This is a genomic window from Echinicola arenosa (genome assembly GCF_014841125.1).
GTDB lineage: Bacteria > Bacteroidota > Bacteroidia > Cytophagales > Cyclobacteriaceae > Echinicola > Echinicola arenosa.
The window spans coordinates 133,585-149,154 of the sequence record NZ_JACYTQ010000006.1; the positions used below are offsets into that span (position 1 = coordinate 133,585).

Sequence of the window (15,570 nt, forward strand, 5' to 3'; positions counted from 1 at the left end):
TCATGCAAAGAAAAAAGAATAAGCAACCAAAATTGCACATCAAAACTGGAGATACTGTAAAAGTATTAGCAGGCGATGATAAAGGTAAGACTGGTAAAGTACTTTCGGTAAACTTGGAGAAGGGCAGAGCTATTGTTGAAGGACTTAACATGGTAACTAAGCATGTTAAACCTACAGCAAACAACCCTCAAGGAGGTATCGAAAAGAAAGAAGCTGCCATTCACGCAAGTAACCTTATGCTTGTAGATCCTAAAACTGGTGAAGCTACCAGAACAGGTAAGAAGCCAGGTGAAAATGGAAAATTAGTTAGATATTCTAAGAAAACCGGGGAGGTGATCAATGGCTAATCCTAGAGTAAAAGATAAATATTTAAAGGAAATTGCTCCTGCCCTAAAGGAGAAGTTCCAATATAAAACAGTAATGCAGGTACCTAAGTTGACAAAAATTGTCCTTAACAAAGGTATCGGTGCAGCTGTTGCAGATAAGAAATTGGTAGACCAAGGTGTAGAAGAACTTTCATTGATCACTGGTCAAAAAGCGGTCGCTACTAAAGCCAAGAACTCTATCTCCAACTTTAAGTTGAGAGATGGAATGCCAATTGGTGCTAAAGTAACTCTTAGAGGAGATAAAATGTATGAATTCCTTGATAGGTTGACTACTGTAGCGCTTCCACGTGTAAGGGACTTTAAAGGTATCAGCGACAAAGGATTCGATGGTAGAGGTAATTATACCCTAGGTGTCACTGAGCAGATTATTTTCCCAGAAATCAGCATTGAGAAAGTGAACAGAATCTCTGGTATGGACATCACATTTGTGACTACTGCCGATACAGATGAAGAGAGTTATGCTTTGTTGAAAGCTTTCGGGATGCCTTTTGTAAATAATAATAAAGAAGAATAATTATGGCAAGAGAGTCGATCAAAGCTCGTGAAAGAAAAAGAGAACGTCTTGTAGCAAAGTATGCCAAGAAGAGAGCTGAATTGAAAGCAGCTGGTGACTATGAAGCACTGGATAAACTGCCAAAAAATGCATCTCCGGTAAGACTACACAACAGATGTAAATTGACTGGCCGTCCTAAAGGTTATATGAGGAAGTTTGGTATCAACAGGGTTACCTTTAGAGAAATGGCTTCTGCAGGGAAAATTCCTGGTATAACTAAGGCGAGCTGGTAAAAATCAGATAAAAGTTTTTATTCTAAGAATCAATGTGTAACTTTGCACGCCCGAAAGAGCGTGCAGTTAGACTTATATTAATATGACTGATCCAATAGCTGATTATTTGACCAGGTTGAGAAATGCCATAAAGGCTTCTCACCGTATCGTTGAGATACCTGCTTCTAATATCAAGAAGGAGATTACGAAGGTGCTTCATGATAAGGGTTATATCCAGAACTATAAGTTCGAGGACAATGGACCTCAAGGAACAATTAAAATTGCCTTGAAGTACAACCCTGCTACTAAGCAAAATGCCATCGTTAGTCTTTCTAGAGTAAGTAAGCCAGGTCTAAGAAAATACGCACCTAAAAATGAACTTCCTAGAGTAATCAACGGCCTAGGAATTGCGATTATCTCCACCTCTAAAGGTGTGATGACTGATAAAGAAGCCCGTACCGAAGGTATCGGCGGGGAAGTGCTTTGTTACGTATATTAATAATACCGTTATGTCAAGAATAGGTAAAAAACCAATAAATCTACCAGCGGGTGTTACTGTAGACGTGGCAACAGGAAATGTTGTTACTGTTAAAGGTCCCAAAGGTACACTATCTCAGGATGTGAATCCCGACATTGCCGTTGCGGTGGAAGACAATCAAGTAGTGTTGACCCGACCAACAGAATCGAAGAGACATAAGTCGCTTCATGGCCTGTATCGTTCTTTGATCAACAACATGGTTGTTGGTGTAAGTGAAGGTTACAAAAAAGAATTAGAACTAGTGGGTGTAGGTTACAAAGCCGCTAACCAAGGACAAGTGTTAGAACTTTCTCTTGGGTACTCTCATAGTATCTTTTTTGCTCTTCCTGAAGATATTAAAGTGAACGCTGAGACCCCAAAGGGTAAAAACCCATTGGTAACCCTAGAGGGTATTGATAAGGAATTGATCGGGCAAGTAGCCGCTAAAATCAAGTCCCTACGTAAAGTAGAGCCATACAAAGGTAAAGGTATCCGCTTTGTAGGAGAGCAAATTAGACGTAAGGCTGGTAAAACTGCCGCTAAAAAATAATTGAGAGATGGCTTTTAATAAGAATTCAAGAAGACTTAGGATCAAGAGAAGCATCAGAAAGAAAATTTCTGGTACTGATAAAAGACCTCGTTTGTCCGTATTTAAAAGTAATACGGGAATATACGCTCAACTAATTGACGACCTTAAAGGTCACACGCTAGCACAAGCTTCTTCTAAGGAGCTTGGCGCTAAGGAAAATGCTAATGTTTCCGTTTCTAAGGAAGTAGGTAAAAAGTTGGCAGAGCGTGCAGTAGCAGGCGGATTCACAGAAGTAGTTTTTGATAGAAGTGGCTACTTATATCATGGTAATGTAAAAGCTCTTGCCGAAGGTGCAAGAGAAGGTGGCCTTAAATTTTAATTAATTATGTCCCAGTTAAGAAAAAAACCCATTAGGGCAACAGATACAGAGCTTAAAGAAAAAGTAGTAGCTATCAACCGAGTAGCAAAAGTAGTGAAAGGTGGTAGAAGATTCTCTTTTTCTGCTATAGTAGTTGTAGGAGATGGTAACGGTGTCGTGGGATTCGGCTTAGGAAAAGCTAATGAGGTTACCGATGCTATTACCAAAGGTATAGAGGACGCTAAGAAGAGTTTGGTGCAAGTGCCGATCTTAAAAGGAACTATTCCTCATGAAGCTATCGGTAAATTCGGTGGTGGCTTGGTATTGATCAAGCCAGCTGCAGCAGGTACTGGAGTTATAGCTGGTGGTGCGATGCGTGCTGTATTGGAGAGTGCTGGTGTTACAGATGTATTGGCTAAGTCCAAAGGATCTTCTAACCCTCACAACGTGGTTAAAGCTACCATTGATGCCTTGTCTCAAATGAGAGATGCAATCGCGGTTTCACAACAACGTGGAGTTAAATTATCAAAAGTATTTAACGGGTAAGATCATGGCGAAGGTAAAAGTAACGCAAATCAAAAGCACGATAAATAGACCAAAGAACCAAAAAGCAACTATGGTTGCTTTGGGACTTGGTAAAATCAACAAATCTGTAGAAGTGGAAAATACTCCTCAGATTTCTGGAATGATAAGAAAAGTTAGTCACCTTGTAAAAGTGGAGGAAGCCTAATTATGAAACTACATACATTACAACCCGCTAAAGGTTCTGTAAAAAACCGAAAAAGAATCGGTAGAGGTACAGGGTCTGGTAGAGGAGGAACGTCTACAAGAGGTCACAAAGGTGCTCAATCAAGATCTGGTTACAGCCGGAAATTGGGTTTTGAAGGTGGTCAGATGCCGCTTCAAAGAAGAGTTCCTAAGTTTGGCTTCAAGAGTCTTAATAGAATCGAATGCAAACCAATTAATTTAGATGTATTACAATCAGTAGCTGAAAAGCTTAATACTGATACTGTTACATTTGATACTTTGGTGGAAAATGGATTGGTTTCTAAAAAAGATGTTGTAAAAGTCCTAGGAAGAGGCGAACTTACGGCGAAATTAAACGTAAGTGCACATTATTTCTCAGCTTCTGCTACAGAAACCATCGAAAAACTGGGCGGAACTGTTAACAAGATTTAACAAATGAAAAAATTTATCTCAACAGTTAAGAATATCTTTTCTATTGAAGATTTAAGGATCCGTATCCTGAATACAATCGGTTTTCTGATTGTATTCAGATTGGGTTCTTACATCGTATTACCAGGAGTAGATCCGAGCCAGCTAAGAGCCTCCTCAGAGGGTATATTTGGTTTGATTGACACATTCTTGGGAGGAGCATTTAGTAATGCTTCTATCTTTGGATTAGGTATTATGCCTTATATTTCTGCTTCCATTGTGTTGCAACTATTAACTGTTGGAGTTCCTTATTTCCAAAAACTTCAAAAGGAAGGTGAGTCTGGAAGGAAAAGAATCAATCAAATCACAAGGGTATTGACGATTCTAATCACTTTGGCTCAAGGCATTGGTTATATCAAGGCTACAATTCCTGCTGAAGCGATTATGGTGAGCAATGTATTGTTCGTATTCAGTTCATTGGTATTATTGGTTTCTGGAACCATGTTCTGCATGTGGCTAGGAGAGAAAATTACTGAAAAAGGAATTGGAAACGGGATTTCAATGCTGATCATGATCGGTATCATATCAAGCTTACCTGGAGCGATTATCGCTGAAACAGTATCTAAAGGTACATCAGGCATGCTGTTGTTATTGATCGAAGCTGCGGTTCTTTTCTTTGTAGTGGTTGGGGTAGTTGCCTTAACAGAAGCTACTAGGAGAATTCCAGTTCAATATGCTAAGCAAGTAGTAGGAGGTAAGGTTTATGGTGGTCAGCGTCAGTATATCCCTATCAAGGTGAATGCTTCAGGAGTTATGCCAATCATCTTTGCGCAGTCTTTGATGTTTGTACCTGCTTTGATTGCTCAAGTATGGTCATCAGAAAGTGATATTGCCAATTATATTGGAAGTACCTTTAGTAATCCGACATCTTGGCAGTATAATTTGGTGTTTGCTATTATGATTATCCTTTTCACATTCTTCTACACGGCAATTACGGTTAACCCTGAACAGATTGCTGAGGATATGAAGAGAAATGGTGGTTTTGTTCCTGGTGTAAAGCCTGGTGCTCCAACCGCTGACTTTATAGATAACATCATTTCCAGAATTACCTTGCCAGGTGCAGTGTTATTAGCTCTTGTGGCAATTATGCCAGCTTTTGCTATGATAGCTGGAGTGGGTAACCAATTTGCCCAGTTCTATGGAGGTACTTCTCTTTTGATTATGGTGGGTGTAATCATGGATACTTTAAGACAAATCGAAAGTTATCTATTGATGAGACACTATGAAGGAATGATGAAAAGTGGCAACATGAAGAACAATCCTTCTAATTACGCAGTAGCATAATATGATACATTACAAGACTTCTGATGAAGTCCAGTTAATAAAGGAGAGTGCTCAAATATTAGGTAAGGCTCACGGAGAAGTAGCCAAACTTGTAAAGGAAGGGGTAAAGACCTCTTACTTAGATAAAATAGCTGAAGAATTTATAAGGGATCACGGAGGTGTACCTTCTTTTAAAGGATACAATGGTTTTCCCGCATCACTTTGTATTTCCGTGAATGAAGTAGTCGTTCATGGTTTTCCAAGTGATTATGTTTTGAAAGATGGCGATATAATCTCAATAGATTGTGGAGTCTTTCACCAAGGTTTTCATAGCGATTCCGCTTATACTTACCCTGTCGGTGAAGTTTCCAAAAAAGTATTGTCGTTGCTCAAAGCAACAAAAGAGTCATTGTATCTCGGTATTGAAAAGGCTGTTTTTGGGAACAGGATTGGTGACGTAGGCAATGCCATACAAAAGTTTGTAGAAGCCAAGGGCTACACAGTAGTACGAGAGCTTGTAGGACATGGAGTTGGCAAGAGTCTTCACGAATCCCCAGAGGTTCCTAATTATGGAAAAAAAGGAAGTGGTCCTTTGTTGAAAAACGGGATGGTAATAGCCATTGAGCCAATGGTCAACTTAGGCACGAGGAATGTCGTCCAAGAAAGAGATGGATGGACTATCCGAACTGCTGACAGAAAGCCTTCGGCGCATTATGAGCATACCGTAGCGATATTTGAAGATAGGACTGAAATACTAACTACGCATCAATACATAGAAGAAAATTTTAAATTCTAAATATGGCTAAACAAGCATCTATCGAGCAAGATGGTACTATAATAGAAGCGTTATCCAACGCTATGTTTAAAGTGGAACTGGAGAATGGACATCAATTGATTGCTCATATTTCCGGTAAGATGAGAATGAATTACATTAAGATCCTCCCTGGAGATAGAGTTAAGTTAGAAATGTCTCCATACGATCTTTCAAAAGGCAGAATTGTATATCGATATAAATAAAATGTCATGAAAGTTAAGGCATCTATTAAGAAGAGAAGTGTAGACTGTAAAGTGATCAGAAGAAAAGGAAAGCTTTACGTCATCAACAAGAAGAATCCTAAGTTTAAACAAAGACAAGGTTAAAAATTATGGCAAGAATTGCAGGTGTTGACATTCCCGACAATAAGCGCGGTGAGATTGGCTTGACCTATATTTTTGGTATAGGTAGAAGCTCTGCTAGAGCGATCCTTACAAAAGCAGGAATATCGTTTGATAAAAAAGCCGGTGAGTGGACAGATGATGAATCTACCGCTATTAGAAATATTATCGCAGAAGAATTCAAGACTGAAGGTGTTTTGAAATCTGAGATACAGTTGAGCATCAAAAGATTGATGGATATTGGTTGTTACAGAGGTCTTCGTCACAGAAAAGGACTTCCTGTAAGAGGTCAGAAGACTAAGAACAACGCTAGAACTAGAAAAGGTAAGAGAAAGACTGTTGCTAACAAGAAGAAAGCAACTAAATAAATCTTGATATAGATTATGGCTCAGAGAAGAAACGATAAAGCTAAAGGAAAAAAGAGAGTTGTTAAGGTTGAAGCTGTAGGCCAAGCCCACATCAAAGCTTCTTTTAACAACATCATCATTTCCATTACCAACAATGCAGGTCAGGTGATTTCATGGGCATCTGCCGGTAAAATGGGCTTCAGAGGTTCTAAAAAGAACACTCCTTATGCAGCTCAAATGGCAGCTCAGAACTGTGGACAAGTGGCATACGACCTTGGCTTGAGAAAAATTGAAGTGTTTGTAAAAGGTCCTGGTGCTGGTAGAGAATCTGCTATCAGAACATTGCAAAATGTAGGTCTTGATGTAACTACGATTATAGATGTGACTCCGCTTCCTCACAATGGTTGTCGTCCTCCAAAACGTAGAAGAGTTTAATTTAACTAAGAAATAAGAATGGCTAGATATAGAGGTCCAAAAGCGAAAATTTCTAGAAAATTCGGAGAGCCTATAGAAGGACAAAGCAAGGCACTTCAGAAGAAAAACTATCCTCCTGGTCAACACGGAAGAGGTAGAAGAAAGAAGCAATCAGAATATGCTATTCAGCTTGCTGAAAAGCAAAAAGCAAAATACATCTACGGCGTTTTGGAGAGACAATTCTCAAAAATGTTTGATATCGCTTCCAGAAAGCAAGGTATTACAGGTGAGAACCTTCTACAATTGTTGGAAGCTCGTCTGGATAACACTGTTTTCAGATTGGGTATCGCTCCAACTCGTAGAGGAGCAAGACAATTAGTTTCTCACAAGCATATCTTGGTAAATGGTGAATTGGTTAACATTCCATCATATACTTTGAAGCCTGGTGACATTGTATCTGTTAGAGAGAGATCTAAGTCTCTTGAAGCAATTACTTCTAGTCTTGCGGGTAGAGCAAATCGCTACTCATGGTTAGAGTGGGATAATAATTCGTTAGCTGGTAAGTTTGTAAGTATCCCTGTAAGAGAGGATATCCCTGAGAATATCAAGGAACAACTTATCGTCGAACTATACTCTAAGTAATAACTAAACTTTCTGACTTAAAAGAACTATTGATATGTCCATACTTGCATTTCAAATGCCCGAAAAAGTGGTGATGGAAAAAGCTGATGACTTCCACGGCTTATTCACCTTTAAACCACTAGAAAAAGGTTACGGGGTTACAATTGGTAATGCGCTGAGAAGAATCTTGCTCTCTTCCCTAGAGGGCTACGCCATCACCTCGGTGAAATTACCTGGTGTAGTTCATGAATTCTCTACTATTGAAGGCGTTGTGGAAGACGTTACTGATATTATTCTTAACCTTAAGCAGGTTAGGTTTAAGAAAATCCACGACTCTATAGATGGTAAGATTACTGTGGAAGTCAAGAACCAAGATGTGTTTACAGCTGGAGATATCGCTAAGTTCACCTCTTCATTTGAGGTTTTGAACCCAGATTTGGTTATCTGCCACTTGGACGACTCTAAGAGCTTTGAAATAGAGCTTACTGTAGAAAAGGGTAGAGGATACCTTCCTGCAGAAGAGTCAAAGCCCAAAGAGCAGGTGTTCGGAGTTATTCCGATTGACGCTATCTTTACTCCTATCAAGAATGTAAAGTACAGCGTGGAGAACACAAGGGTAGAGCAAAAGACTGACTTTGAGAAGTTGATTCTTGAGGTAACTACAGACGGTTCTATTCACCCAGAGAAAGCGTTGCAGGAGTCTGCAAAGATCCTTATCCAACACTTTATGCTGTTCTCTGACCAAACTATGGTTATTGATACTCCAGGTGGTGATTCACCTGAGCCGATTGATGAAGAATTCTTGCATATGCGTAAGTTGCTAAAGACTCCGCTTAGCGATCTTGATCTTTCTGTTAGGGCGTTTAACTGCTTGAAAGCTGCTGATGTGAAAACATTGGGAGACTTAGCAAGATTGGAGATTTCTGATATGATGAAATTCAGAAACTTCGGTAAAAAATCCCTTGCTGAATTGGAACAATTGATCCAAGAAAAAGGACTACAGTTCGGCATGGACATATCTAAGTATAAACTTGACGAAGAATAATAAAAGATGAGACACGGTAAGAAATTTAATCACCTTGGCAGGAAGGCTTCTCATAGGAAAGCTATGCTTTCTAACATGGCTGCCTCTCTGATTCTTCACAAGCGTATTTCTACTACGCTTGCCAAGGCCAAGGAGTTGAGGAAATATGTAGAGCCTCTAGTGACTAGAGCCAAAGAAGATACTACGCATAACAGACGTATTGCATTTTCTTATTTGCAAAGCAAAGAAGCTATCAAAGCTTTGTTTGGTGAAGTAATTGAGAAAGTAGCTAATAGACCAGGTGGATATACCAGAATCATTAAAACTGGATTCCGTCTTGGTGATAATGCTGAAATGTGTATCATCGAATTGGTTGATTTCAACGAATTGATGTTGAAAGAAGCTAAGCCAGAAGTTAAGAAAACCAGAAGAAGCCGAAGAGGTACTGGTAAATCAGCTGAGGCAACCGGTGCTACAGAAGTTAAAGCAGAAGATGCTGGTGCTTCTGAAGATAAAGCAGCAGATAGCGATGCAGGTTCAGAAACTGAAAAGTCTGAATAATAAATGCATTCATTATATTAAATATAAAGAGGGGTTGGACTTTGGTTCAATCCCTTTTTTATTATCCTTTTGAAAATTATCCTGTCTCTTAGTGATAAAATCCTTAAATTTGGGCATTCAATTTCAATAAATGGACAAACAAAAAGCAACCCTCCTTCTTCAAGATGGTACCGTATTTCACGGAACCCTAATTGGTAAACATGGTACTAATGGCGGTGAAATCTGCTTTAATACAGGTATGACTGGGTATCAGGAAATTTATACTGACCCTTCTTACACTGGCCAAATCATCGTCAATACTACACCACATATTGGTAACTATGGTGTGATTGATACTGAAGTAGAATCTGATTCAGCTACTATTGCCGGAATCGTAGTCAATAGTTTTTCGGAAGTTTATAGTAGGTTAGATGCCTCTCAGTCATTGAACGATTATCTCATAAGCAATGGTATTACTGGTATTGCAGATGTGGATACTCGTAAGATCGTTAAGCATATCCGTTCAAAAGGAGCGATGAACGCCATCATCAGTTCAGAGTTTGATAATTTAGAAGACTTGCAGAAAGAACTGGAAAAAGTTCCTGATATGGCTGGTTTGGAATTATCTTCCAAAGTATGTACGAAAGAGCCTTACTTTGTAGGTAATGAGAATGCATCTATCAAGGTAGCATGTTTGGATTTCGGTATCAAAAAGAATATCCTTAGAAACCTTGTAGATAGAGGTGTATATTGCAAGGTGTTTCCTGCTAAGACTTCCCTAAAAGAAATGGAAGCATGGGGGCCAAATGCATATTTTCTATCGAATGGCCCAGGTGATCCAGCAGTAATGGATTACGCTGTAGATACTATCAAGGAAATCCTAGCATTAAACAAGCCAGTATTTGGTATTTGTTTAGGACACCAGCTATTGGCTGAAGCAGTAGGTATCAAAACTTACAAAATGCACCATGGTCATCGCGGATTAAACCATCCGATCAAAAATATACTAAGTGGAAAAAGTGAGATCACTTCCCAAAACCATGGATTTAATGTGGTAAGAGAAGATACCGAGAATAATCCATCAGTAGAGATTACTCACGTTCACTTAAATGACAATACAGTAGCAGGAATCAAATTGAAAGATCGTCCAGCTTTTTCTGTACAATATCACCCAGAGTCTTCTCCAGGGCCACATGATTCAAGGTACTTGTTTGATGACTTTATTTCTTTAATCAACAATAATTGAAACAACCTATAAACCTTTTAGTATTATGACATTGATACAAGCAATTCATGCTAGACAAATTTTAGATTCAAGGGGTAACCCTACCGTGGAAGTAGATGTACTTACTGACAGTGGAGCTTTTGGAAGAGCAGCAGTGCCTAGTGGAGCTTCTACAGGTGTTAATGAGGCGGTAGAACTTCGTGATGGAGATAAAGGAAAGTACCTTGGAAAAGGAGTTTTGAAAGCTGTTGAGAATGTTAATGAAATCATTCAACCAGAATTGATAGGTCAATCCGTTTTTGATCAACGAGGAATTGACGAGATCATGATCAATTTGGACGGAACAGATACCAAGTCTAAGCTGGGAGCTAATGCCATTCTAGGAGTTTCCCTTGCAGTAGCAAAAGCTGCGGCTGATGATTTAGGGCTTCCATTGTTCAGATATGTGGGAGGCGTCAATGCTAAGACCCTACCTGTTCCAATGATGAACATCATCAACGGTGGTTCTCACTCTGATGCACCTATCGCTTTCCAAGAATTTATGATTCGCCCTGTTGGTGCCCCTACATTCTCTGAAGCTATGAGAATGGGTGCCGAGGTATTTCATAATTTGAAGAAAATTCTTCACGATAAAGGTCTTAGTACAGCAGTTGGAGATGAAGGTGGGTTTGCACCAAACTTCTCTGGAGGTACTGAGGAAGCATTGGAGTGTATCTTGGATGCAATCTCTAAGGCTGGATATAAAGCTGGATCTGATATTACAATTGCACTAGACTGTGCATCCTCTGAATTCTTCGAAAACGACACTTATAACTATAAGAAGTTTGAAGGAGAAGGTGGGGTAGCCAGAGATAGAGCTAGCCAAGTAGAATATCTTGCTGAGTTGACTGAAAAATATCCAATTGATTCTATCGAAGATGGATGTGCTGAAGAAGATTGGGAAGGTTGGGCAATGCTGACTGCCAAAATTGGAGATAAAGTTCAATTGGTAGGCGATGATCTTTTTGTGACTAATGTGAAGTTCTTGAAAAGAGGTATAGAAGAAAAGTCGGCTAACTCTATCTTGATCAAAGTAAACCAAATCGGTACTTTGACTGAGACTTTGGATGCCATTGATTTGGCTCACAAGGCTGGATTTACAGCTGTAATGTCTCACCGATCTGGAGAAACTGAAGATTCTACTATCGCTGACTTGGCTGTTGCCTGCAATACAGGTCAAATCAAGACTGGTTCAGCTTCTCGTTCTGATAGGATGGCGAAGTACAACCAATTGCTTCGAATTGAAGAGTTATTGGCTGAAACAGCCTATTTCCCAGGAAAATAATATAAAACATTTTAAGTTTTAGAAGCATCCGCCTTGGCGGATGCTTTTTTGTTTTATATCCTTTGAAACTTATGGTTTTGTGGCATTCCTTGCCTATTTTGTATAAAGTTACTGGATCGTTAGTCATTTCTATTCCCTATATTTGTTCCAATTAAACTTTCAAAGCCATGGGAAAGTACCTCAAATACACCAAGAATTTCTATTTTATTTTCACTGTCCTTTTCATCGTATGGATGGTTTTTATTGATACAAATGATATCATCAGCCAGTTTACCTTGCGTTCAAAATTATCCAAACTTGAAGATCAGAGGGATTTTTATATAGAACGAAAAAGGAAAATAAAGGAAGAGCGAGAAGAATTACTCAGCAATTATGAACTTTTGGAAAAGTTTGCTCGTGAAAGATACTTAATGAAGAAAAAAACTGAAGATTTATATGTTATCATCGATGAGTAAACAAGTAATGCTTTTTGCAATTTTTTTGTGGATGCTTTTAGGGCTCTCAGAAAAGGCATTGGCCCAAAAGGAAATTTATTATGACGAGAATGATCAGATTCCTTTTAGTGAGCGACTTTATTTTGGAGGAAACCTGGGATTACAGTTTGGCTATATTACTTATGTGGATGTTTCCCCACTTGTTGGGGTGATGATTACAGATAAGTATTCTGCTGGTTTGGGACTTACATACCAATATTTGAAATACAAAGATTTTGGTTCTTCTTCAAATGTTTATGGGGGAAGGATTTTTAACCGTTATAATGTTTTGCCTAATTTGTTTGCTCATGCCGAATATGAAACTTTAAATGTAGAAGCATATCGATATGACAATAGCAATAATGTCTTTTCTGAACGAGAGTGGGTTCCAGGACTTTTTTTAGGATGTGGATATTTCATACCTTTTGGAAGACGAGGAGGTATGAACTTTACCTTGCTATATAACGTCCTCTATGATAATCAAAATTTGATCTATACTGAACCATATGTGATCAGGGCTGGTTTTGTTCTTTAACAGCAATAGTTTTCAATGGATTTCAAAAAATCTTTTATCAATAAAATCTACGCAGCGCACAAACAGTGCCCTGACTGTCCTTCTCCTAGAATTGTCCATGAGTTTTTTGAAGGAGTACTTGGAGTATTGTTCCCAGAATACGCGATAAATGTACTCCAAGATGGACATGAAGTAGACGATAAGTTGAACTATTACAAAATCCAACTCCAGGGTATTTTGGGTAGAAACAAAAAGTTGGTAAGCAAGGATAGTGATCAGGCAGCATTTGACTTTTTTGATGGTCTTGAGGCTGTTTTTGATGCTGTACATGATGATATTGAGGCGATGTATGAAGGCGATCCTGCTGCCAAGTCAAAAACAGAAGTGATCAGAAGTTATCCCGGTTTTTATGCCATAGCTGCCTACAGGATTGCGCATCTTTTGCATCAGCAAGGCGTGAGGTTAATCCCTAGAATGATTACCGAGTTTGCGCATAGCAAAACGGGAATAGACATACACCCGGCAGCCCAAATTGGTAAGTATTTCTGCATAGATCATGGAACTGGAGTGGTTATCGGGGAGACTACGATAATAGGAAATCATGTCAAAATCTATCAGGGTGTTACTTTAGGGGCATTGAGCGTCAATAAAGAGGATGCTGATATTCAACGTCACCCAACTATTGAAGACAATGTAGTGATCTACGCAGGAGCAACGATACTGGGAGGAAAAACGGTTATTGGAGCAGGTAGTGTGATTGGAGGAAATGTATGGTTGACAAAAAGTATTCCCAGAAAAAGTAAGATATATTACCAAACCAAAATGTATGATGCCAGTGCAGAGACCACGGATATGTACATTTTTAAAAATGATGCTTAAATGAAATTGTTTGAGTTGATTGGAAATACTCCTTTAGTGGAGTTAGAACATATTCCCACCAATCCTAAAGTAAAGATTTTCTGTAAATTAGAGGGGCAAAACCCGGGGGGAAGTGTGAAAGACCGGGCTGCATTTAGTATGATAAAAAGTGCCTTGGATCGAGGAGATGTTAAGCCTGGAGATAAGTTGGTAGAGGCTACCAGTGGGAATACTGGGATTGCACTGGCTATGATTGCCAAGGTGTTGGGAGTGAACATGACTTTAATCATGCCTGATAATTCTACAAAAGAAAGAGTGGTTTCTATGGAGGCTTACGGTGCAAAGGTGATCCTAACCCCTGCTGCTAAAACCATTGAATATTCTCGTACTTTGGCTGAAGAAATGGCTGCAAATGAAGGTTATTTTATCCTTAATCAATTTGCCAATCCAGATAATTACAAAGCACATTATGAAGGGACAGGTCCAGAAATTCTCAGAGATACAAATGGTGAAATTACCCATTTTGTTTCTGCAATGGGGACTACAGGAACCATTATGGGGGTGTCAAGGTATTTGAAAGAGCAAAAGCCTTCAGTTCAAATTGTAGGAACCCAACCTACAGATGGATCGAGTATTCCGGGCATAAGAAGGTGGTCTCCAGAGTTTTTACCTATGATTTATGAATCTTCAAGGGTGGATAAGATCATTGATGTAAGTCAAGAGGAAGCAACTGAGATGACAAGAAGGATGGCCAAAGAAGAAGGTATTTTAGCTGGAATGAGTAGTGGAGGAGCTTTACATGCTGCAGTGAAATTGGCTGAAAAGCTTGATTCTGGTGTCATTGTTTGCATTACTTGTGATCGGGGAGATCGATATTTGAGTTCAGACTTGTTTGGATAAATTGTTTTAAGCAAATAGCTAAAAGCCGAAGTTTTACCATTTAAAGCTTCGGCTTTTTTATTCCAATAAAATCATAATTATAGAACGAATATTCGAGCAAAACCGTTGGAAAGTAAGTTTAGAAAAGTAAAGGTAAAAATGGGCAAGAAGCTTAACCAAACGGAATTTTCCGTTTTAGATTTAGCAATTATTAGAGAAGGTTATGACGCGAGAGACGCATTTGACAGAAGTCAAGATTTGGCGATACGTGTAGAAGGTTTAGGTTATAGTAGATTTTGGCTAGCGGAGCATCACAATATGGCCAATGTAGGAAGCTCAGCAACAGCGTTGTTGATTGGGCATGTGGCTGCAAAGACCAAGACTATCAGAGTGGGGTCAGGTGGAATAATGCTTCCAAATCATGCCCCTTTAATGGTGGCCGAACAGTTTGGTACATTGGCCACCTTGTATCCTAATAGAATTGACTTAGGGTTGGGAAGAGCTCCTGGGACTGACCAATTGACGGCCAGAGCCTTAAGAAGAGATAGGCTTGAAACAGTTGAAGAATTCCCCAATGATTTAGAGGAATTGCAGATGTATCTGTCAGATGAAAATATTGATGGGAAAGTTAGAGCAATACCAGGAGAAGGGTTAGAAATCCCAATTTATCTGCTTGGAAGTAGCATGAGCAGTGCAGTATTGGCTGCGAGAAAAGGCCTGCCCTATGCTTTTGCCAGTCATTTTGCTCCTGCTCAATTCCTTGATGCCATAAGCTATTATAAGGAGAATTTTCAGCCATCTGAGTACCTTGCTGAGCCCTATGTGATTTCCTGTGTAAATGTTATTGCCGCCGATGAAGAGGCAAAAGCACATAGTTTAGCGACTTCTTTTTACCAGATGGCTTTGGGGATAGTCAGAAGAAAGTCCTACCCCTTGAAAAAACCTGTCGAATCCATGAATGGATTATGGTCCCAAGAAGAAGCTGCCACCATTAACCAAATGATGGCCTGTTCCTTTGTGGGGTCGGCATCCTCGGTTAAGCATGACCTTGTTAAATTTCAAGAGTTGGTTCAGGTGGATGAAATCATGATCTGTTCTCATATCTATGACCATGAAGACAGACTAAGGTCATATGAAATAGCTGCATCTTGCTTTTCTTAATA

Annotated in this window: 25 protein-coding genes; all 25 read left to right on the forward strand. The window is 39.3% G+C overall.

What is annotated here, in order from left to right; genetic code table 11:
- Nucleotides 1-2: 2 nt before the first annotated feature.
- The 25 genes from rplX to IFO69_RS16185 all read left to right on the forward strand — a co-directional run bounded on the left by rplX (nt 3) and on the right by IFO69_RS16185 (nt 15,568).
- Complete coding sequence (rplX, locus tag IFO69_RS16065) at nt 3-347, forward strand: 50S ribosomal protein L24 (protein ID WP_225444172.1); 345 nt, start codon at nt 3-5, stop codon at nt 345-347.
- Nucleotides 340-900, forward strand: a complete 561-nt coding sequence (gene rplE, locus IFO69_RS16070; RefSeq protein WP_192011146.1) for a 50S ribosomal protein L5 — start codon at nt 340-342, stop codon at nt 898-900. The genes rplX and rplE overlap by 8 nt, the downstream gene beginning before the upstream one ends.
- 2 nt (nt 901-902) lie before the next feature.
- The gene (gene rpsN, locus IFO69_RS16075) at nt 903-1,172 is read left to right on the forward strand and encodes a 30S ribosomal protein S14 (protein ID WP_015264104.1); all 270 of its coding nucleotides are present in this window, start codon (nt 903-905) and stop codon (nt 1,170-1,172) included.
- A gap of 82 nt (nt 1,173-1,254) precedes the next feature.
- Nucleotides 1,255-1,650 (forward strand): 30S ribosomal protein S8, encoded by a 396-nt coding sequence (gene rpsH / locus IFO69_RS16080; RefSeq protein WP_192011147.1) that lies wholly within the window; start codon nt 1,255-1,257, stop codon nt 1,648-1,650.
- A 10-nt stretch (nt 1,651-1,660) separates the two neighbouring features.
- Nucleotides 1,661-2,218, forward strand: a complete 558-nt coding sequence (gene rplF, locus IFO69_RS16085) for a 50S ribosomal protein L6 (protein ID WP_192011148.1) — start codon at nt 1,661-1,663, stop codon at nt 2,216-2,218.
- 7 nt (nt 2,219-2,225) lie between these two features.
- Nucleotides 2,226-2,576: a 50S ribosomal protein L18 gene (gene rplR / locus IFO69_RS16090; RefSeq protein WP_192011149.1), complete on the forward strand. Its 351-nt coding sequence runs from the start codon at nt 2,226-2,228 to the stop codon at nt 2,574-2,576.
- 6 nt (nt 2,577-2,582) lie between these two features.
- Complete coding sequence (gene rpsE, locus IFO69_RS16095) at nt 2,583-3,101, forward strand: 30S ribosomal protein S5 (protein ID WP_192011150.1); 519 nt, start codon at nt 2,583-2,585, stop codon at nt 3,099-3,101.
- A 4-nt stretch (nt 3,102-3,105) separates the two neighbouring features.
- Nucleotides 3,106-3,285, forward strand: coding sequence for a 50S ribosomal protein L30 (gene rpmD / locus IFO69_RS16100; RefSeq protein ID WP_225444173.1), 180 nt, complete (start codon nt 3,106-3,108; stop codon nt 3,283-3,285).
- 2 nt (nt 3,286-3,287) lie between these two features.
- The gene (rplO, locus tag IFO69_RS16105) at nt 3,288-3,734 is read left to right on the forward strand and encodes a 50S ribosomal protein L15 (RefSeq protein WP_192011152.1); all 447 of its coding nucleotides are present in this window, start codon (nt 3,288-3,290) and stop codon (nt 3,732-3,734) included.
- 3 nt (nt 3,735-3,737) lie between these two features.
- Entirely contained in the window at nt 3,738-5,054 is a 1,317-nt protein-coding gene (gene secY / locus IFO69_RS16110; protein WP_192011153.1) for a preprotein translocase subunit SecY, read from the forward strand.
- A 1-nt stretch (nt 5,055) separates the two neighbouring features.
- Entirely contained in the window at nt 5,056-5,829 is a 774-nt protein-coding gene (gene map, locus IFO69_RS16115) for a type I methionyl aminopeptidase (RefSeq protein WP_192011154.1), read from the forward strand.
- Nucleotides 5,830-5,831: 2 nt separating this feature from the next.
- Nucleotides 5,832-6,050, forward strand: a complete 219-nt coding sequence (gene infA / locus IFO69_RS16120) for a translation initiation factor IF-1 (protein ID WP_186754549.1) — start codon at nt 5,832-5,834, stop codon at nt 6,048-6,050.
- Between the two features lie 6 nt (nt 6,051-6,056).
- Complete coding sequence (gene rpmJ, locus IFO69_RS16125; RefSeq protein ID WP_009034194.1) at nt 6,057-6,173, forward strand: 50S ribosomal protein L36; 117 nt, start codon at nt 6,057-6,059, stop codon at nt 6,171-6,173.
- Nucleotides 6,174-6,178: 5 nt separating this feature from the next.
- On the forward strand, nt 6,179-6,556 hold the full coding sequence (rpsM, locus tag IFO69_RS16130; protein ID WP_192011155.1) for a 30S ribosomal protein S13: 378 nt from the start codon (nt 6,179-6,181) through the stop codon (nt 6,554-6,556).
- A 15-nt stretch (nt 6,557-6,571) separates the two neighbouring features.
- Nucleotides 6,572-6,970, forward strand: coding sequence for a 30S ribosomal protein S11 (rpsK, locus tag IFO69_RS16135; RefSeq protein WP_192011156.1), 399 nt, complete (start codon nt 6,572-6,574; stop codon nt 6,968-6,970).
- An 18-nt stretch (nt 6,971-6,988) separates the two neighbouring features.
- On the forward strand, nt 6,989-7,591 hold the full coding sequence (gene rpsD / locus IFO69_RS16140; protein WP_192011157.1) for a 30S ribosomal protein S4: 603 nt from the start codon (nt 6,989-6,991) through the stop codon (nt 7,589-7,591).
- Between the two features lie 34 nt (nt 7,592-7,625).
- Nucleotides 7,626-8,615 (forward strand): DNA-directed RNA polymerase subunit alpha, encoded by a 990-nt coding sequence (locus tag IFO69_RS16145; RefSeq protein WP_192011158.1) that lies wholly within the window; start codon nt 7,626-7,628, stop codon nt 8,613-8,615.
- A 6-nt stretch (nt 8,616-8,621) separates the two neighbouring features.
- Nucleotides 8,622-9,155, forward strand: coding sequence for a 50S ribosomal protein L17 (gene rplQ, locus IFO69_RS16150; protein WP_192011159.1), 534 nt, complete (start codon nt 8,622-8,624; stop codon nt 9,153-9,155).
- 130 nt (nt 9,156-9,285) lie between these two features.
- Nucleotides 9,286-10,380, forward strand: a complete 1,095-nt coding sequence (gene carA, locus IFO69_RS16155; protein WP_192011160.1) for a glutamine-hydrolyzing carbamoyl-phosphate synthase small subunit — start codon at nt 9,286-9,288, stop codon at nt 10,378-10,380.
- 25 nt (nt 10,381-10,405) lie between these two features.
- A complete protein-coding gene (gene eno, locus IFO69_RS16160; protein WP_192011161.1) occupies nt 10,406-11,683 on the forward strand; it encodes a phosphopyruvate hydratase in 1,278 nt (425 codons plus the stop codon).
- 167 nt (nt 11,684-11,850) lie between these two features.
- A complete protein-coding gene (locus IFO69_RS16165) occupies nt 11,851-12,138 on the forward strand; it encodes an FtsB family cell division protein (RefSeq protein ID WP_192011162.1) in 288 nt (95 codons plus the stop codon).
- On the forward strand, nt 12,119-12,691 hold the full coding sequence (locus tag IFO69_RS16170; RefSeq protein WP_192011163.1) for a hypothetical protein: 573 nt from the start codon (nt 12,119-12,121) through the stop codon (nt 12,689-12,691). Before IFO69_RS16165 ends, IFO69_RS16170 begins: the two co-directional genes overlap by 20 nt.
- A 15-nt stretch (nt 12,692-12,706) precedes the next feature.
- Nucleotides 12,707-13,549, forward strand: coding sequence for a serine O-acetyltransferase (locus tag IFO69_RS16175; protein ID WP_192011164.1), 843 nt, complete (start codon nt 12,707-12,709; stop codon nt 13,547-13,549).
- Nucleotides 13,550-14,428 (forward strand): cysteine synthase CysM, encoded by an 879-nt coding sequence (gene cysM / locus IFO69_RS16180; protein WP_192011165.1) that lies wholly within the window; start codon nt 13,550-13,552, stop codon nt 14,426-14,428.
- A gap of 138 nt (nt 14,429-14,566) precedes the next feature.
- On the forward strand, nt 14,567-15,568 hold the full coding sequence (locus tag IFO69_RS16185) for an LLM class flavin-dependent oxidoreductase (RefSeq protein WP_192011166.1): 1,002 nt from the start codon (nt 14,567-14,569) through the stop codon (nt 15,566-15,568).
- Nucleotides 15,569-15,570: the final 2 nt, after the last annotated feature.